Source organism: Streptomyces sparsogenes subsp. cuspidosporus (assembly GCF_039532705.1).
Classification (GTDB): Bacteria; Actinomycetota; Actinomycetes; order Streptomycetales; family Streptomycetaceae; genus Streptomyces; species Streptomyces sparsogenes.
In genome coordinates this window covers 286,260-303,956 of the sequence record NZ_BAAASD010000003.1, presented here as the reverse complement: position 1 = coordinate 303,956, position 17,697 = coordinate 286,260, and the positions used below count along the sequence as shown (strand labels likewise).

The window sequence follows — 17,697 nt, the reverse complement described above, 5'->3', positions numbered from 1 at the left end:
CTGTTGAGCAGAGCGCCCCGGCGCGTGGCAACCACGGAAACGCGGGAAGGTAGTCCTAGTGGTGGAGATAAAGACCCCCGAGCAGATCGCGAAGATGCGTGAGGCGGGACTGGTGGTCGCGGCCATCCACCAGGCGACACGCGAGGCGGCCGTCCCGGGCGCGTCGACGAAGGACCTGGACGACGTCGCCCGCAAGGTGCTCGCGGACCACGGCGCCAAGTCGAACTTCCTCGGCTACGGCGGCTTCCCCGCGACCATCTGCACCTCGGTGAACGATGTCGTGGTGCACGGCATCCCGGACCGCGAGACCGTCCTGAAGGACGGCGACATCATCTCCATCGACGCGGGCGCGATCGTGGGCGGCTGGCACGGCGACGCCGCCTTCACCGCCTTCGTGGGCACCGGCCACGCGCCCGAGCTGTACGAGCTGAGCCGGGTGACCGAGGAGTCCATGTGGGCCGGCATCGCCGCGGTCCGCAAGGGCAACCGCCTGGTCGACATCTCGAAGGCCATCGAGGGCTACATCCGGCGCCAGCCGCGTCCGGCCTCCGGCAAGTACGGGATCATCGAGGACTACGGCGGCCACGGCATCGGCAGCGAGATGCACATGGACCCGCACCTGCTGAACTACGTCTCGAAGAAGCGCGGCAAGGGCCCGCGGCTGGTGCCGGGCTTCTGCATCGCGATCGAGCCCATGGTGAGCCTGGGCACCGCGAAGACCCACGTGCTGTCCGACGACTGGACGGTCAAGACGGACGACGGGACCTGGTCCAGCCACTGGGAGCACTCGGTCGCGCTGACCGAGCAGGGCCCGCTGGTGCTCACAGCGGTCGACGGCGGAAAGGCCAAACTGGCCGAGTACGGCATCGAGACGGCCCCGGACCCGCTGGCCTGACGCCCCTCCCGCACGTCCGACACGCCCTCGCGTAAGATCACCGACCGGCTTAATGATCTCTGCATGCGGGCATGCTGCCCTGGATTCGTGTTTCTCGATGCGCTGACGTAGACTGACACGTCGGCTCACGCATGTCCTTCGGCATGTCGCGAACCGATCAAGGTAGCCGATCCCGAAAGCAGGACATGGCCAAGAAGCAAGGCGCCATCGAAATCGAGGGCACCGTGATCGAGTCTCTGCCGAACGCGATGTTCAAGGTGGAGCTCCAGAACGGTCACAAGGTCCTCGCGCACATCAGCGGCAAGATGCGTATGCACTACATCCGCATCCTGCCCGATGACCGGGTCGTCGTGGAGCTGTCTCCGTACGACCTGACGCGCGGACGGATCGTCTACCGCTACAAGTAGATCTCACGACCCGGAGAACCTGACATCCCATGAAGGTCAAGCCGAGCGTCAAGAAGATCTGCGACAAGTGCAAGGTGATCCGCCGCCACGGTCGGGTCATGGTCATCTGCGACAACCTGCGCCACAAGCAGCGCCAGGGCTGACACCCGCCCGGCCGCACGACCCTGCACCTCGCAGTATCTTCGCGCGACGCGTCAATACGTACATACGCAGTCACCCGTCCCCGCTCCGGCGGGGACGACACCCCCGGTCGGAGGCCGGGGACCCGGCGGCCGCCCGCGGCGGGCCGGGAGTGGTGCTGCGGAAGACCTCCGACAACCATCTGGAGCCAGATACATGGCACGCCTCGCAGGCGTTGACCTCCCGCGCGACAAGCGCGTCGAGGTCGCCCTCACCTACGTCTTCGGCATCGGCCGTACCCTTGCCCAGCAGACCCTCGCCAACACCGGCGTGAACCCGGACACCCGCGTTCGCGACCTGGCCGAGGAGGACCTGGTCAAGATCCGCGAGTACGTGGACAACAACATCAAGACCGAGGGTGACCTCCGTCGCGAGATCCAGGCCGACATCCGCCGCAAGGTCGAGATCGGCTGCTACCAGGGTCTGCGTCACCGCCGCGGCCTGCCGGTCCACGGCCAGCGCACCAGCACGAACGCCCGCACCCGCAAGGGCCCGCGTCGCGCCATCGCCGGCAAGAAGAAGCCGGGCAAGAAGTAGTCCGCACCGGACGCTTTTCAAGCGGTCCGGCTGTAGGACCGACCACCTCCACGGGAGATACACCGAATGCCTCCGAAGAGCCGTACGGCCGGCGCCAAGAAGGTGCGCCGCAAGGAGAAGAAGAACGTCGCCCACGGGCACGCTCACATCAAGAGCACGTTCAACAACACCATCGTCTCGATCACCGACCCGACCGGGAACGTGATCTCTTGGGCCTCGGCCGGCCACGTCGGCTTCAAGGGCTCGCGCAAGTCCACTCCCTTCGCCGCGCAGATGGCCGCCGAGTCGGCCGCCCGCCGGGCGCAGGAGCACGGCATGCGCAAGGTCGACGTGTTCGTCAAGGGTCCGGGCTCCGGCCGTGAGACCGCGATCCGCTCGCTCCAGGCCACCGGCCTGGAGGTGGGTTCGATCCAGGACGTCACTCCGACTCCGCACAACGGATGCCGCCCGCCCAAGCGTCGGCGCGTCTGACCAGCTGAAGTAGGAGACAAACCAGAAAATGGCGCGTTACACCGGGGCCGACTGCAAGCGTTGCCGTCGGGAGAAGCAGAAGCTCTTCCTCAAGGGGAGCAAGTGCGAGAGCGCGAAGTGCCCGATCGAGATCCGTCCTTACCCCCCGGGTGAGCACGGTCGCGGGCGCACCAAGGACAGCGAGTACCTGCTGCAGCTCCGTGAGAAGCAGAAGGCCACCCGCATCTACGGTGTCCTTGAGAAGCAGTTCCGTGGTTACTACGCGGAGGCGAACAAGAAGACCGGCAAGACCGGTGAGAACCTTCTTCGCATCCTCGAGACGCGGCTGGACAACGTGGTCTACCGGGCCGGCTTCGCCAAGTCCCGCGACCACGCCCGGCAGCTCGTCCGCCACGGCCACTTCACCGTGAACGGCGTGAAGACCGACATCCCGTCGGCCCGCGTCGCCGTGAACGACATCATCGAGGTCCGCCCGAAGTCCCGGACCCTGACCCCCTTCCAGGTGGCTCAGGCCGAGGCCGGCGAGCGCACCGTGCCGGCGTGGCTGGAGGCCATTCCGTCGCAGATGCGGATCCTCGTCCACTCGCTGCCGGAGCGCCAGGTGATCGACACCCAGGTGCAGGAGCAGCTGATCGTCGAGCTCTACTCGAAGTAACCGCTCCTCGCGGTACTACGGACAGTAGTAGCTCCGGCTACGGGCGGTACGAGCCGTTTGGCCCGTACCGCCCGTACCATCGTCAGTACAGAGGGCGTCATATAGCGGGCGCCCACGACTGAAGGATCGAAACACCATGCTGATCGCTCAGCGTCCTTCGTTGACCGAAGAGGTCGTCGACGAATTCCGCTCCCGGTTCGTGATCGAGCCGCTGGAGCCGGGCTTCGGCTACACCCTCGGCAACTCCCTGCGTCGTACGCTCCTCTCCTCGATCCCCGGTGCGGCCGTCACCAGCATCCGGATCGACGGGGTCCTGCACGAGTTCACCACCGTGCCGGGCGTCAAGGAGGACGTCACCGACCTCATCCTCAACATCAAGCAGCTGGTCGTCTCCTCCGAGCACGACGAGCCGGTCGTGATGTACCTGCGCAAGCAGGGCCCCGGCCTGGTCACCGCCGCCGACATCGCCCCTCCGGCCGGTGTCGAGGTGCACAACCCCGACCTGGTCCTGGCCACGCTGAACAGCAAGGGCAAGCTGGAGATGGAGCTGACCGTCGAGCGCGGTCGCGGCTATGTCTCCGCCGTGCAGAACAAGCAGGTCGGCCAGGAGATCGGCCGGATCCCGGTCGACTCCATCTACTCGCCGGTCCTCAAGGTCACCTACAAGGTCGAGGCGACCCGTGTCGAGCAGCGCACCGACTTCGACAAGCTGATCGTCGACGTCGAGACCAAGCAGGCCATGCGCCCGCGCGACGCCATGGCCTCGGCCGGTAAGACCCTGGTCGAGCTGTTCGGCCTGGCCCGCGAGCTGAACGTGGACGCCGAGGGCATCGACATGGGCCCGTCCCCGACGGACGCCGCCCTGGCCGCCGACCTGGCGCTGCCGATCGAGGAGCTCGAGCTCACCGTCCGCTCGTACAACTGCCTCAAGCGCGAGGGCATCCACTCCGTGGGTGAGCTCGTCGCCCGGTCCGAGGCGGACCTGCTCGACATCCGCAACTTCGGCGCCAAGTCCATCGACGAGGTCAAGGCGAAGCTGGCCGGCATGGGCCTGGCCCTCAAGGACAGCCCGCCCGGGTTCGACCCGACCGCCGCGGCCGACGCCTTCGGCGCGGACGACGACGCGGACGCCGGTTTCGTCGAGACCGAGCAGTACTGAGCTGCGGGGCCCCGAGCCCAGCGTCACGCGCGCCGCGCTCGGGGCCCTCGGCTCTGATCGAACACTTCCGGCGGGCGCTCCTGCCCGTCGGTGACTGACACCGGTACCTCATACGGCCGGTGCAGACCGAAGGAGAAACAATGCCGAAGCCCACCAAGGGCGCCCGTCTGGGCGGCAGCGCAGCGCACGAGCGGCTGATGCTGGCGAACCTCGCCACCTCGCTGTTCGAGCACGGCCGGATCAAGACCACCGAGGCGAAGGCCCGCCGCCTGCGCCCGGTCGCGGAGAAGCTGATCACCAAGGCGAAGAAGGGTGACCTTCACAACCGCCGTCTGGTGCTCCAGACCATTCGCGACAAGAGCGTCGTCCACACCCTCTTCACGGAGATCGGGCCGCGCTACGAGAACCGGCCGGGTGGCTACACCCGCATCACCAAGATCGGCAACCGTCGCGGCGACAACGCGCCGATGGCGATCATCGAGCTGGTCGAGGCGCTGACCGTGCAGCAGGAGGCCGTCGGCGAGGCCGAGGCCGCCACCAAGCGCTCCGCGAAGGACGCCGCCGGCGACCAGGCGCTCGAGGGCCTGAAGAAGGACGAGGCCACCGAGGCCGAGGCCACCGAGGCCAAGGACGAGGCCGCCGAGGCCCCGGCCGAGGAGTCGAAGGACGCCTGAGCCGGTCTCCCCGCTTGCGCGGGGTGACACCTTCATCGGCTGACGAGACGGGCCCGCCCCCGGGAACCTGGGGGGCGGGCCCGTCCCACACGCAGAGAGATTCACGGAGGAACCGCGGGTGACGGACGAGGCGCCCGAAGGCTACGTACGGGTCCGGCTGGACCTGTCGTACGACGGCACGGACTTCTCCGGCTGGGCGAAGCAGCGCGGCCGGGACACGGTGCGCACCGTGCAGGGCGAGTTGGAGAACGCCCTGCGCATCGTCATGCGCATGCAGGACCCCGTGGAGCTGACGGTCGCGGGCCGCACCGACGCCGGCGTCCACGCCCGCGGCCAGGTCGCCCACGTCGACCTCCCCGAGCCGATCTGGGCCGAACACCACGACAAGCTGCTGCGCCGCCTGGCCGGCCGGCTCCCGCACGACATCCGCGTCTGGTCCGTCGCCCAGGCCCCACCCGGCTTCAACGCCCGCTTCTCCGCCATCTGGCGCCGCTACGCCTACCGCGTCGTCGACCACCCCGGCGGCGTCGACCCGCTGCTGCGCGGCCATGTGCTGTGGCACGACTGGCCCCTGGACGTGGCCGCCATGAACGCGGCCGCCGAGAAGCTGCTCGGCGAGCACGACTTCGCGGCGTACTGCAAGAAGCGCGACGGCGCCACCACCATCCGCACCCTCCAGCGCCTCACCTGGGAGCGCGGCCCCGACGGCGTCATCACGGCCACCGTCCGCGCCGACGCCTTCTGCCACAACATGGTCCGCTCCCTGGTCGGCGCGCTCCTCTTCGTCGGCGACGGCCACCGCCCCCCGGACTGGCCCGCCAAGGTCCTGGCCGCCGGCATCCGCGACTCCGCGGTCCACGTCGTCCGCCCCCACGGCCTGACCCTCGAAGAAGTCGGCTACCCGCCGGACGACCAACTCGCCGCCCGCAACCGCGAGTCCCGCAACAAGCGGACCCTTCCCCTGGCGGGCCCGGCGGCCGGGGCGGGGTGCTGCTGAGCGTCAGCGGGTCCGCCGTCGCCGGGCTCAGGATTGGCCCGTTACCGCCTTTTGTTCGCATGTGTGTTCGGGAAACCTCTCTGGGGTCACACGAGCTGATCACAAGGGGTGGGAATGCGACGGCGAGACGGAAGAGACGGCCACAGACGCAGACGCTGGGCGCGGACCGCGTCGGTGACCGCGGCGCTGACCGTGGTGTTCGCGGCGGGGGGTACGGGCCTCCCGGCCGAGCTGCCGTTCGGAGCGACCACGGCCGCAGCGGCGGACATAGAGCCGGTGACCATCACCTCGGACCGGTACCCGGACGACGGGCGGCCGCATGAAGGAGCGGGGGAGTACGGCAGCTTCACGTTCGACGCGGGGTCTGCCGACGCGGTGCGATACACGTACGACTTCACGGGCCAAGCCCGCGGAGAGGTGACCCCCTCCGCGCCGGGCGGCCCCGTGACCGTGCGGTTCATGCCGGAGAAGGCTGGGCCGCACCGCCTGTCCGTGAAAGCGTACGACCGCGCCGGGTACACCGTGGGCACGGGCTCCTCTTGGTTCTGGGTCTCTTCAGGACGGGCGCCTCAGGCCGCCTGGCCGCTCGGCGACCCGGAGGGTTCGGAGCACGCCGAGGGCACCGGGTCCACCCCCTCGGCGACCGCCGGGCCGGGCGTGACCTTCGGACGCCCCGGCCATGGCTGGAACACCGGCACGGCCGCGGCCCTGGACGGGACGAGCGGCGCGTATCTGGACGCCCAGGGGTCGGCGCTCGACACCCGCAAGGCGTTCGCGGTGGGGGCCTGGGTGTATCTGCCCGAGCGCCCCTCCCGTTCGATGACCGTCGTCAGCCAGGACGGCAGCGACGGGCCCGGCTTCGCCCTGGGATACGACGACGAGGCGGACGCCTGGGCCTTCCGGGTGTCCCCTGCCGAGGGCACGCCCCTGTCGTGGGCGGTGTCGGGCGGGGCCGCGCCACGGCAGAGCTGGATCCATCTCCTCGGGGTCTACGACGCAGAACTGGGCAGCCTCCGCCTCTATGTGAACGGGCGTCTGGCGCGGGAAGACATCCAGCGCGGCCGTGCCGTCGCCACGGGCGCCGGCGACCTGCAGATCGGGCGCGAGGCCTCCGCCTCCGGCTACAGCGGTCATCTGCGGGGCACCGTGGCGGACGTACGGGCCTACGACCGTGTCGTCCCCGCGCCCGAGGCCGAGGAATTGGGCGTCGCCCAGCCTCATCAGGTCGCCTACTGGCCCCTGGAATCCGCCACCGGCGGCGTCGCCCCCGACATGGACCCGAAGCGGACGGACGAGCCTGCGGGAGTGGGCCTCTCGCTGCGCGGCGGCGCGTCGATCTACACCACGCCGGACCCCGGGTGCGACCCCGGGACGGACCCGGACTGTGTGGTTGATCCGAACGCCTACGCCCTCAGCGGCAACGGACACCTGGCCCTGGACGGCTCGACCGCGTACGCCGACCGGGCCGCCGGGCTGCTTGGGCCGGAGGACAGCTTCTCGATCACCGCCCGAGCCCGGCTGTCGTCCCGGGACGCGGACGAGAACCAGACGGTCCTGAGCCTTTCCGGCCACTCCACCCAGGCCGTGGTGGTCCGCTATTCGGGCTCCACGCGGAGATGGGAACTCGCGGTGACGAGCCGGGACGACAGCGGGGCCACGGTCACGGCCCGCGACACGGCTGTGCTGCCCAGCGCGACCGGAAGCGGCGACCACTTGGCGCTCGTGTACGACGCGACGACCCGCGAGGTCCGGCTCTACGTCAACGGCCAACTGGCGGGCGCGGAGACCGAGTGGGCCAACTCCTGGGACCTCTCCACGACGCGCCTTGAGGTCGGCCGGTCCATGACCACTTCGGGAAGCGGCGACCACTTCTCCGGGGCAGTCGACGAGGTGCGCGTCTTCCAGGGTGCGCTCGATGCCGACGCCGTGCCGGTGGTTTCGATTCTGCCGTCCGGCTCGAGCGTTAGCGAACCCGGGGACCCGAGGACTGGGCTCACTTCCCGGGGGTCGGACACGTGATCGCCAGGTTGTCGAGGTCCCCCACGGATCGGCGTGTGTCGCGGGTTTCCGTGGGGGTTCTCATGGGGGCGCTGGTGGGGCTGCTGGCCGCGTGTGGTGGGGACTCGGAGGGGCGGCAGGGGGAGGCGGGGCCCGGGAGGGCGACGAGGGCCTTGTCGGAGGGGGAGTTGGACCGCGCCGCGCTGACCGCGAGTGAGGCGGAGGGGTTCTCGGTGGAGCGGGTCGGCGCGGAGGCGATCGAGTTCGCGACGCGGGAGGCGGCGGACAAGCCGGCCTGTCAGCCGCTGACCGAGGCGAGTGCGCTGGTGGCGTACGGGCCGAAGGCGAAGGCGGAGGCGTATCGGGTCTACAAGGCGACGAAGGACGATCTGAGCGTTCACGGGATCACCGCGCATCTGATGTCCTACGGAGAGGACGAGGCGAAGGCCAAGCTGCGGAGGGTCCGTGCGGCGGTGAAGGCGTGTTCGGGGGGATTCGCCGTGGGGGGTGACGGCGAGGACGGGGTGAGCTACTCGGCCGTCCGGCCCCTGGCAGGGGTGGAGGCCGGGAGTGAGGTGGTGGCCTATCGCCTCGTCGTGGAGCTGCCCGGTGGTCGGTCGATGCCGCATACGTATGTGGTGGCGCGGAGCGGGCCGCTGGTGGTGGCCTATGAGGGGGTGGACGCCGTGCGGTCGAAGGCGGTGGAGGTGCCGGAGGCGATGGTCGTGCGGCAGATCGCCAAGTTGGAGAAGGCCGCGAGCTGATCCGGGTGGGAGGGCCCGGACGGGCGGGTGGGGGGCTCGGGGCAGCGCTTCTCGGGGGCCGGGCGGAGCGGTGGCGTCTCGGGTCAGCGCTTGTCAGGGCCCCCGGCGGGCCGGTGGCGTCTCGGGTCAGTATTTCTGGGGGGCCGGGCGGGTGAGGGCGAGAGTCTTGATGATCTCGCCCTTGACCAGGACGACCAGGCAGCCGCACCCGCCGACGCAGTACTCGACCTCGCCCTCGGACGTGAGGTGGCGCGAGCGCCGGGTCCACCAACGCGTCTCCGCCCGCGTCGGGGACTGGCACACCGGGCAGCGGTCGTCCGCCGGCCGCCGGGCGCGTACGTCATGGGCATCGTGGTCGTGCTCGGGGCTCGCCGCTGCGGGGCGTCGGCGCAGCGACCACACCGCGGCCAGGACGACCAGCGTCACCGCGCCCCATTGCCGGGGTGTGAGGTGTTCGTGCAGGGCGAGGAAGCCGATCCCCGCGCCCACGGCGGGGCTCAGGGCGAGCAGCACGCCGAAGGCGCGGGTGTCGATGCGCCGCAGGAGCGTCATGTCCAGCGAGTAGGGGATCAGGGAGGACAGCAGGGCCACCACGAGCCCGGTTCCCCAGGCGGCCGGGTGGGTGGCCACGTCCCTTCCTCCGGTGACGGCGGCGATCGGGCCCAGCACGCAGGCGCCGCAGGCGAGGGCCAGGGAGAGGCCCGTCCAGTCGGGGAAGAGGCGGCCGACCTGTTGGTTCAGGAGCACATACGCGGCGCGGCAGAGCGCGGCGGTGGCGCCCAGCAGGAGGCCGGCGGCGGGCAGTGAGGCTCCCGGGGCGGCCAGGAGGAGTACGCCGAGGAGCGCCAGCAGCGCCGCTCCGAGGTGTTCGGCCCGGCGGGAGAGGGCGACCGACAGCGTGAGGGGGCCGAGCAGTTCCAGCGTGGCGGCCACGCCGATCGGGAGGTGGTCGATGGCTTGGAAGTACGCCAGGTTCATGGCGGCGAGGACCAGGCCGAGCGAGATCGCCGCCCGCCACTGCCGGGCGGTGAGTCCCCGCAGCCGTGGCCTGACCAGGGCGCCCAGGATCACGGCGGAGAAAGCCAGCCGCATGCCGGCGAGGGTGGTGGGGCCGACGGTCGCGTAGGCCTCCTTGGCCACGGCCGAGCCCGCCTGGAGGCTGAGGATCTGGCCGAGCATGAGGGCGGGGGCCATGGCGGCGTCCCGTCGCGACGGGTGGGGAGCGTTCGGCGTCATGCGTGACACGGTGCTGTAATGCTCTTGTGCACTTCAACCATTACGGCGGGGAGGCGGCCCGGCTGGCCGCGGACCTGGCCAACCTGACGGCGCCACCGGGACCCGAAGAGCTCGAAGCGCTCCTTGCCGCGCACGGAATCGCGCGGCGCGCGCTCACCTCGTCGCAGGCGGAGGAGGTCTGGGCGTGGTCCCGGCGCCTGGCCGCCTGCTTCGGTCCGCAGGACCTCGACCAACGGTGCCAGGCGGTCAACGCCCTGCTCGCCGACGCCTCCAGCCGGCCGTACATCTCGCTCCACGACGGTCACCCGCATCTGCACTACAGCGCCGTGGACGCCGACGCGGTCGCTCATGTCCGGGCCGTCACCTCGGCCGGACTCAGCTATGTCGTGTGCTACGCGGGCGCCGACCGGCTGGGACGCTGTGCGCGCGACGGCTGTGGTCTGGCGTTCGTCGACACCTCCCGCAACGGCCGGCGCACCTACTGTTCGGTGCGGTGTGCCAACAACGACGCCGTGGCGCGTCACCGTGACCGGCGCCGCGAAGGGGGTGTCAGGAGGGCATCGTGACGGCCAGGTTGTTGGCCTTGGTGAGGTAGGGGCGGATCCCGTCGGTGGCCGGGTAGAGGTCCGTCCGGTTGCGGTCGACGATGTCGCCGGTGATCCGGCCGACGCGGAGTGGAGCGGTGTCGTCCTGGGTGGCCGGGGTGAGGCGGAGAGTGAGGTCCCACACCGGCGCCTTGGGCGAGGGGGCGTGGGCGGCGCGGATGTGGTCGTACGGGATGGTGAAGCGGAAGTCGGTGGGGCCGAGCCCCGTGACGGGGACGGTGAAGGGGCGGGACGGGGCGAGGCGGGGGGTGGCGAGGACGGTGGGGTTCGCGTTCGCCGGGAAGGTGGTGCCGTAGAGGGTGCCGGTCACGGTGAGCGCTTCGGCGTCGGGCGTGATGGTGCGGGCCTCGGCATGGGAGGGGCGGTGCCAGGTGCGCAGGGCGAGATAGCCGTCGACGGTGCGGTAGGGGATCCACCAGGAGAACGGGGCGTCGGGCAGGGGCTCGAGGGCGAGCAGGCCGCGCCCCTCCGCGTAGCGGCAGTGCACGCGGCGGTGGGCGCCGTCGGCGGGGCGGGTGACGTGCAGGTCCCAGCGGCCTTCGGTGAGGGCGAGGGCGCGGCGGTCGAGCAGCGCGGTCCAGGGGGCGTGGGCGGTGGCCGGGGGGCGCAGGGGCAGGCTGATGGGGGCGACCCCTCGGGCGTCGCGGTCGTCGCGGCGGGTGAGGGTGAGCGCGAGGCCGCTGCCGCGCAGGTCGGTGGGGTCGAGCAGCACGGTCAGGTTGCCGTCCGGGGCGACGCGGCAGGAGGCCGTGGGGCGCAGGGGTTTGCGGATCAGCTGTTTGACGGCGCCCTTGAGGGTGGTCTTGAGGGGTGTTCCCGGGGCCCGGAGGCCCAGGAGCGGGCCGCGTCCGCGCCGGGTGGCGGGCACGGTGGCGCCGCGCGCCTCGTACAGCTCCGCGAACAGCCGCTCGTACTCCTGAGCCACGCGCTCCGGCGCGTACCGCCGCGCCGACTCGCGCGCCGCCGCGCCCATGGAGCGGCGCAGTTCGTCGTCCTCGATGAGGCTGAGCAGTCCCTTGGCGATGGCGTCGCTGTCGCCGACGGGGACGAGAAGGCCGTCCCGGCCGTCGGTGATGATCTCGCCGGGCCCGTGGGGGCAGTCGGTGGCGACGACGGGCACGCCGCAGTGCATGGCCTCCACGATCGTCATGCCGAAGGACTCCTCGCGCGAGGTGACGGCGGCGATCGAGCCCTTGGCCCACTCGGTCTCGATGGGGGAGTGCGCGCCCATGAGCGTGATGTGCTCGGCCAGGCCGAGTTCGTCGACGCGGCGGCGGAGTACGGGCTGCTGGGGGCCCCGGCCGTAGATGCGCAGGCGCCAGTCGGGGTGCTTGGCGGCGACCTTCGCCCAGGCCTCCACCAGCAGGTCGTACCGCTTGACGGGGATGAGCCGGCCGGCCGCCACGACGAGTTTCGCCGAACCGTCGGAGGGTTCGACGTCCGTGGCGGGGACCCCGTTGGGCAGCCCGACGACGCGGGTGGTGACGCCGGGCAGATGGGCGCGGTGCGTGGCCGCGTCGGCCTCCGAGACGGTGGTGTACGCGTCCAGGCGGGCGATGGCGGTGTCGCAGGCGGCGCGCAGCTCCGCCTGGTGGGTGCCGTAGATCCGGTGCTCCTGCCCGATCCGCAGATACCGGCCCCGCTGCCCGAACTCGGCCAGGTAGATCACCAGGCCGGGGCGGGTGGCGATGACCACGTCCGCGTCGGTGTCCGCGAGGTAGGCGGCGACGCGCTGGTCGGTGAGCGCGTTGAAGTTGGTGGTGCCCTTGGCCTCGGCGGCGGGGATGCGGGAGGTGGGGCGGGTGAGCAGCGGGTCGTTCGCGTCGCTGCCCTTGGCCTCCGGGCGCTGCTCGATCAGCGGGACGATCCGGACGGCGGGGTGGAGGGGGAGGCTGGGCGTGTCGTGGGTGCGCATGACGGTGACGATCTCGACGGTGTGGCGGGCGGCGAGGGCGCTTGCCATGTTGAAGGTCGTGCGGATGGTGCCGCCGATTCCGTACGCGTTGTGCAGCAGAAAAGAGATCTTCATGGTGATGTACGCGCGGAGCCTGTGGCCCGTCGCGCGGCTGCCTCCCCCTGGGCTTCCCGTAATGCGCTCAACTCACAAACCACTCTGAAGTGGCCCCACATGAGGCCGGTATGGGCCCGGTATGGGCTCGGTAAGGGCTGATCGGTCGGTAAGACCCTTGGGCGCGGGAAAGGTTGCTTATGCGGGTGGTGATATGGCATGGCCCACATCCGGGTGGGCGGGGGCAACCTTCGGTAGGGGTCGGTCGTCCGGAGGGCGGCCAGGTGGAGCGGGAAGAGGGTCGCGGGCGGGGCGGCCTCGGCCGTGGTCGGGCTGTTCCGTCATACCGGAACGCGGCAGTCCGTTGTGATCTCGTGATCGGACGCGGGACAACCTTTTCGGTGATATCGGATCGTCATGGAAACCTCTGTTCGACACTCGGTAACTCGTTGTTTCATGAACCCACCCGCGATCGCGGGAGATTCAACCAAGGGTGGATAAAAACGTGAGTAAGTCTGTGTCGCGCGTCGTGCTGGCAGCCACGGCCGTGGCGGCGCTGGGGTTGTTGACCGCGTGTGGTGGCGACGACTCCGACGGGGACAAGAAGTCCGACAAGTCGTCAGAGAAGGCGGCCGAGAAGACGCCGGGCGGCGAGAAGCCGGTCGCGCCGCCGCTCTCCAAGGCCGCGCTGCAGAAGGCGGTCCTCGCGAAGTCCGACGTCAAGGGTTTCGAGATCGAGACGATGACGGAGAAGGAGTTCACGGACGGCGGGGAGGCGAAGGCCGCGAAGGCCGAGTGCCAGCCGGTGGCGCAGCTGATGGGGGCCAAGACGAACCCGGCGCCCAAGGCCTCGGCGTACGTCACCTTCGCCTCCGCCGGCGCGTCTAAGACGGGCTCGGGTGGCATGGGCATGATCCGGGTGTCCTCGTACGCGGACTCCGGTGCCGAGCAGACGCTGAAGGACCTGAAGGGCGCCCTCGGGACCTGCGCCGGCGGGTTCGCCGCGACCGACGGGACCGGCCAGAAGTCGGACGTCGCGAAGGTGGAGCAGCTCACCGCGCCGAAGCTGGGCGACGAGGCGCTGGCCTTCACCGTGACCGACGCGGACAAGAAGGACGGCGGCACCGTGAAGTTCACGGTCGTGCGCTCCGGCGCTCACGTCTCCGTGATCTTCGGCGTCGACCTCATGAACCCGAACAAGCCGGTTCTGCCGGAGACCGTGGTCTCGGGGCAGGTCAACAAGCTGGAGAAGGCGCTCGCCAAGTAGGCGCTCGCCAAGTACTCGCCAGTACTCGCCAAGGAGCGGACGCAGGTGGAGCCGGCGTCAGTCGGTGGCCGTGGCCGCCGCTGACGCCTGCTGGTTTCCGCGCTCCAGGATGCGGCGGAAGGCGTAGTCCGCGATGTCCCGCCCGGCCTGGAGCGCCTTGGTGTCGGCGGTGGTCACGTCCGCGCCGGAGGTGTAGCCGGCGATGGTGAAGTAGGCGTAGCGGCCGATGGCATTGGCCGAGGCGCGGCAGTCCGCCTGGCGGCAGAAGACGGGCACGCCGCCGCCGGCCAGGGAGGCCACATTGGGCCCGGCCTGCTCCTTGGCCCGCTCCGCCGCCGCCTTGGTGTCGAAGACGGCGATGCCGACGGTGACCGCCACGCCGTCCTTTGAGTAGGTGGCGCGGAACAGCGAGCGGCAGCCGTTGTTCGTCAGCGCGGGGCCGAGGCGGCCCTGGGCCGCCGTCGCGCAAGCGCTGGTGGCGGCGGTCGCGCCCTTGGTGTACGTGTGGCCGTTCCCGACGGCCTTCTCGTCGGGGAAGAGGGTGGCCGCGCTGAGCGGCGCCTTGTCCCGCTTGGCGCTGGAGAGGATGTCCAGCGGCTTCGGCGGGGCCGGCGGGGCGACGTCGGAGAACGTCGGCTCGGGCGTCGAGGACTCGCTGGGCAGGTCCTGGGGCGCGGGCAGCCGGCCGGCCGAGTTGTCGGAGGACTTCCCCTTGTCGCCGCTGCTGATCACGGCCGTGGCGACGATTGCCCCGATCGCGGCCGTCGCCAGCACGCCGCCGCCGATGAACAGCAGCTTGCGTCTGCGGCCGCGCCGCGCGGTGTCGTCGGCGAGCGCCGCCCAGTCCGGCGTCGGCGGCTGGGATCCCCCGGGCCCGTGGCCTCCCCCGGGCCCGTACGGCCCCCCTTGCCCAAAGCTCATGGCGCGCATTTTAGACCGGGTGAGTGAGGAACCGGCCGGTTCGGGCGGCTCGGAGGTCACGATTCGGTGGGTGACGCTGTGTGTCCGGGGCGTGGCCGGGGCGTGAGTGGGGGTGGCGGCGCGGCGGGCCGGGGCCGGGGGCGTTTTGACCCGTCCGGGGGCGGGCCGGTATTCTGCCAGTTCGTTATGCGTATTGGCTTGCTCGTTCTCACGTGAGAGGCCGTTACGCCGGTCCACCGGGCCGATGACCAGCGGCAGGCACTCGGTTTGCGTCACCGACGTGCGGCCAAGGCTGTCGTGATCGTCCGTGGTGGCCTTGTCAGGACCACACTCACTGAAGAAGCGAAGGCTACGACCGTGCGTACGTACAGCCCCAAGCCCGGCGACGTCCAGCGTCAGTGGCACGTCATCGACGCCACCGACGTCGTCCTGGGCCGCCTGGCCTCTCAGGCCGCCACCCTTCTCCGGGGCAAGCACAAGCCGGTGTACGCGCCGCATGTCGACACTGGTGACTTCGTCATCATCATCAACGCCGACAAGGTGCACCTCTCCGGCAACAAGCGGACCCAGAAGATGGCGTACCGCCACTCCGGCTACCCGGGTGGTCTGCGTTCCATCCGCTACGACGAGCTGCTGGAGAAGAGCCCGGAGAAGGCCGTCGAGAAGGCCATCAAGGGCATGCTCCCGAAGAACACCCTGGGCCGCCAGATGCTCTCGAAGCTGAAGGTCTACGCGGGTGACCAGCACCCGCACGGCGCTCAGCAGCCGGTTCCGTTCGAGATCACCCAGGTCGCGCAGTAGTCCGGCCACCCACTGAGACTGAAGAGAATCTGAGGAGCATCGTGGCCGAGACCACCGCCGAGACCCCCCTCGACGTCGAGGAGTACACCACCGAGAGCGTGGAGACGATCGAGTCGGAGTACACCTCCGAGTCGCTCGCTTCCCGCTTCGGCGAGCCCCAGCCGGCCGCCGGCACCGGGCGCCGCAAGAACGCCATCGCCCGCGTCCGCATCGTGCCGGGCAGCGGCCAGTGGAAGATCAACGGTCGCACCCTTGAGGACTACTTCCCCAACAAGGTGCACCAGCAGGAAGTCAACGAGCCCTTCAAGGTGCTCGAGCTGGACGACCGCTACGACGTCATCGCCCGCATCGCGGGCGGCGGCGTCTCCGGGCAGGCCGGTGCGCTGCGCCTGGGCATCGCCCGCGCGCTGAACGAGGCGGACGTGGACAACAACCGCGGCCCGCTCAAGAAGGCCGGCTTCCTGACCCGTGACGACCGCGCCACCGAGCGCAAGAAGGCCGGTCTGAAGAAGGCCCGCAAGGCGCCGCAGTACAGCAAGCGCTGATCGCGCGGCCTCGCTGCTCATACGGCGGCTTCGCCCGCTGTTCGAACGCCCCGGCGGCACCACACGTGCCGCCGGGGCGTTCGGCTATCGGCACCCGGGGGCGTATACCTTCAAGCAAGCTGCCGACCCCCGGCTCGTAATCTCGGAGGACACCAGTGGGACGACTCTTCGGTACGGACGGTGTGCGCGGTGTCGCCAACGCCGACCTGACGGCTGAGATGGCGCTCGGCCTGTCGGTCGCGGCGGCGCATGTGCTCGCCGAGGCGGGAACCTTCGAAGGCCATCGGCCGGTGGCGGTGGTCGGGAGGGATCCGCGCGCGTCCGGGGAGTTCCTGGAGGCCGCCGTGGTGGCCGGGCTGGCGAGCGCGGGCGTGGACGTGCTGCGGGTGGGCGTGCTGCCGACGCCCGCCGTGGCGTACCTGACCGGCGCGCTCGACGCGGACCTGGGCGTGATGCTGTCCGCCAGCCACAACCCGATGCCCGACAACGGCATCAAGTTCTTCGCGCGCGGCGGCCACAAGCTCGCGGACGAGCTGGAGGACCGCATCGAGACCACCTACCGCGCGCACGCCTCCGGCGAGCCGTGGGACCGGCCCACCGGCGCGGGTGTGGGCCGAGTGCGTGAATACGGGGAGGGTTTCGACAAGTACGTCGCCCACCTCGTCGGGGTCCTCCCGAACCGGCTCGACGGGCTGAAGGTCGTCGTCGACGGGGCGCACGGCGCGGCCTCCCGGGTCTCCCCGGAGGCGTTCAACCGGGCCGGCGCCGAGGTCATCACCATCGGCACCGACCCCGACGGGCTCAACATCAACGACGGCTACGGCTCCACCCACCTGGACCGGCTCAAGGCCGCCGTCCTCGAGCACGGGGCCGACCTGGGCGTCGCCCACGACGGGGACGCCGACCGCTGCCTGGCCGTGGACGCGGCGGGCGAGGAGGTCGACGGCGACCAGATCCTCGCGGTGCTCGCGCTCGCGCTGCGCGAGGCGGGCACCCTGCGCGAGAACACGGTCGTCGGCACCGTGATGTCCAACCTCGGCTTCAAGCTCGCCATGCGCCGCGAGGGCGTCGAGCTGGTCCAGACGGCGGTCGGCGACCGCTATGTGCTGGAGGAGATGAAGGAGCACGGCTACGCCCTCGGCGGCGAGCAGTCCGGCCATGTCATCGTCCTCGACCACGCGACCACCGGCGACGGCACGCTGACCGGCCTGCTGCTGGCCGCGCGGGTGGCCGCCACCGGCCGTACGCTGGCCGACCTCGCCCGCGTCATGGAGCGGCTGCCGCAGGTGCTGATCAACGTGCGCGACGTGGACAAGTCGCGGGTCGCCGCGAGCGCCGAGCTGGCCGCGGCGGTGGCGGACGCGGAGCGGGAGCTGGGGGAGACCGGGCGGGTGCTGCTGCGGCCGTCCGGGACCGAGCCCGTGGTGCGGGTGATGGTGGAGGCCGCGGACATCGACCAGGCCCGGTCGGTCGCGGGGCGCCTCGCGGACGTGGTGAAGTCGGCGCTCGGCTAGCCCCGGAGCCCCGGAAACTCACTCGCGGTGAGTATGGGACGGCGACACGCCGACGCCACGGCG

General features: G+C 70.8%; 19 protein-coding genes. 16 read left to right on the top strand and 3 right to left on the bottom strand.

Annotated elements, in window-relative coordinates:
• The first annotated feature begins 58 nt into the window (after window positions 1-58).
• The 11 genes from map (at window position 59) to ABFY07_RS05640 (ending at window position 8,737) form a co-directional block, all read left to right on the top strand.
• Window positions 59-895, top strand: a complete 837-nt coding sequence (gene map, locus ABFY07_RS05690; RefSeq protein ID WP_346173377.1) for a type I methionyl aminopeptidase — start codon at window positions 59-61, stop codon at window positions 893-895.
• Between the two features lie 185 nt (window positions 896-1,080).
• Window positions 1,081-1,302, top strand: a complete 222-nt coding sequence (infA, locus tag ABFY07_RS05685; RefSeq protein WP_003956442.1) for a translation initiation factor IF-1 — start codon at window positions 1,081-1,083, stop codon at window positions 1,300-1,302.
• A gap of 29 nt (window positions 1,303-1,331) precedes the next feature.
• The gene (gene rpmJ, locus ABFY07_RS05680) at window positions 1,332-1,445 is read left to right on the top strand and encodes a 50S ribosomal protein L36 (protein ID WP_003956441.1); all 114 of its coding nucleotides are present in this window, start codon (window positions 1,332-1,334) and stop codon (window positions 1,443-1,445) included.
• A 193-nt stretch (window positions 1,446-1,638) separates the two neighbouring features.
• Window positions 1,639-2,019: a 30S ribosomal protein S13 gene (gene rpsM / locus ABFY07_RS05675; RefSeq protein ID WP_060945198.1), complete on the top strand. Its 381-nt coding sequence runs from the start codon at window positions 1,639-1,641 to the stop codon at window positions 2,017-2,019.
• A gap of 66 nt (window positions 2,020-2,085) precedes the next feature.
• Window positions 2,086-2,490, top strand: a complete 405-nt coding sequence (gene rpsK / locus ABFY07_RS05670; protein ID WP_009715860.1) for a 30S ribosomal protein S11 — start codon at window positions 2,086-2,088, stop codon at window positions 2,488-2,490.
• A 28-nt stretch (window positions 2,491-2,518) separates the two neighbouring features.
• A complete protein-coding gene (gene rpsD, locus ABFY07_RS05665; protein WP_346173376.1) occupies window positions 2,519-3,145 on the top strand; it encodes a 30S ribosomal protein S4 in 627 nt (208 codons plus the stop codon).
• A gap of 136 nt (window positions 3,146-3,281) precedes the next feature.
• Window positions 3,282-4,304, top strand: coding sequence for a DNA-directed RNA polymerase subunit alpha (locus tag ABFY07_RS05660; RefSeq protein ID WP_065963030.1), 1,023 nt, complete (start codon window positions 3,282-3,284; stop codon window positions 4,302-4,304).
• A 140-nt stretch (window positions 4,305-4,444) separates the two neighbouring features.
• Window positions 4,445-4,978 (top strand): 50S ribosomal protein L17, encoded by a 534-nt coding sequence (rplQ, locus tag ABFY07_RS05655; RefSeq protein ID WP_346173375.1) that lies wholly within the window; start codon window positions 4,445-4,447, stop codon window positions 4,976-4,978.
• 118 nt (window positions 4,979-5,096) lie between these two features.
• A complete protein-coding gene (gene truA, locus ABFY07_RS05650) occupies window positions 5,097-5,975 on the top strand; it encodes a tRNA pseudouridine(38-40) synthase TruA (protein WP_346173374.1) in 879 nt (292 codons plus the stop codon).
• A 174-nt stretch (window positions 5,976-6,149) separates the two neighbouring features.
• Entirely contained in the window at window positions 6,150-7,994 is a 1,845-nt protein-coding gene (locus tag ABFY07_RS05645) for a LamG domain-containing protein (protein ID WP_346173373.1), read from the top strand.
• A 62-nt stretch (window positions 7,995-8,056) separates the two neighbouring features.
• Entirely contained in the window at window positions 8,057-8,737 is a 681-nt protein-coding gene (locus ABFY07_RS05640) for a hypothetical protein (RefSeq protein WP_346173372.1), read from the top strand.
• 126 nt (window positions 8,738-8,863) lie between these two features.
• On the opposite strand, the gene ABFY07_RS05635 is transcribed toward ABFY07_RS05640, so the two are convergent.
• The gene (locus ABFY07_RS05635; RefSeq protein WP_346173371.1) at window positions 8,864-9,973 is read right to left on the bottom strand and encodes an EamA family transporter; all 1,110 of its coding nucleotides are present in this window, start codon (window positions 9,971-9,973) and stop codon (window positions 8,864-8,866) included.
• Between the two features lie 26 nt (window positions 9,974-9,999).
• On the opposite strand from ABFY07_RS05635, the gene ABFY07_RS05630 reads away from it, so the two are divergent.
• Window positions 10,000-10,539: a CGNR zinc finger domain-containing protein gene (locus ABFY07_RS05630; protein ID WP_346173370.1), complete on the top strand. Its 540-nt coding sequence runs from the start codon at window positions 10,000-10,002 to the stop codon at window positions 10,537-10,539.
• On the opposite strand, the gene ABFY07_RS05625 is transcribed toward ABFY07_RS05630, so the two are convergent.
• Window positions 10,523-12,607: a glycosyltransferase family 4 protein gene (locus ABFY07_RS05625; RefSeq protein ID WP_346173369.1), complete on the bottom strand. Its 2,085-nt coding sequence runs from the start codon at window positions 12,605-12,607 to the stop codon at window positions 10,523-10,525. The two genes, ABFY07_RS05630 and ABFY07_RS05625, sit on opposite strands and share 17 nt — an antisense overlap.
• Before the next feature lie 484 nt (window positions 12,608-13,091).
• Here ABFY07_RS05625 and ABFY07_RS05620 point away from each other — a divergent pair, with 484 nt between their 5' ends.
• The gene (locus ABFY07_RS05620; RefSeq protein ID WP_346173368.1) at window positions 13,092-13,853 is read left to right on the top strand and encodes a hypothetical protein; all 762 of its coding nucleotides are present in this window, start codon (window positions 13,092-13,094) and stop codon (window positions 13,851-13,853) included.
• Window positions 13,854-13,910: 57 nt separating this feature from the next.
• Here ABFY07_RS05620 and ABFY07_RS05615 read toward each other — a convergent pair whose 3' ends face one another.
• Window positions 13,911-14,774 carry a hypothetical protein gene (locus ABFY07_RS05615; protein WP_346173367.1) on the bottom strand — a complete coding sequence of 288 codons (864 nt, stop codon included), beginning with the start codon at window positions 14,772-14,774 and terminating at the stop codon, window positions 13,911-13,913.
• Between the two features lie 357 nt (window positions 14,775-15,131).
• Here ABFY07_RS05615 and rplM point away from each other — a divergent pair, with 357 nt between their 5' ends.
• From rplM to glmM, 3 genes are all read left to right on the top strand, one after another.
• Window positions 15,132-15,575, top strand: a complete 444-nt coding sequence (gene rplM / locus ABFY07_RS05610; protein WP_346173366.1) for a 50S ribosomal protein L13 — start codon at window positions 15,132-15,134, stop codon at window positions 15,573-15,575.
• 41 nt (window positions 15,576-15,616) lie between these two features.
• A complete protein-coding gene (gene rpsI / locus ABFY07_RS05605; protein ID WP_065963057.1) occupies window positions 15,617-16,120 on the top strand; it encodes a 30S ribosomal protein S9 in 504 nt (167 codons plus the stop codon).
• 155 nt (window positions 16,121-16,275) lie between these two features.
• Window positions 16,276-17,634: a phosphoglucosamine mutase gene (gene glmM / locus ABFY07_RS05600; protein WP_346173365.1), complete on the top strand. Its 1,359-nt coding sequence runs from the start codon at window positions 16,276-16,278 to the stop codon at window positions 17,632-17,634.
• The last annotated feature ends 63 nt before the right edge of the window (window positions 17,635-17,697 follow it).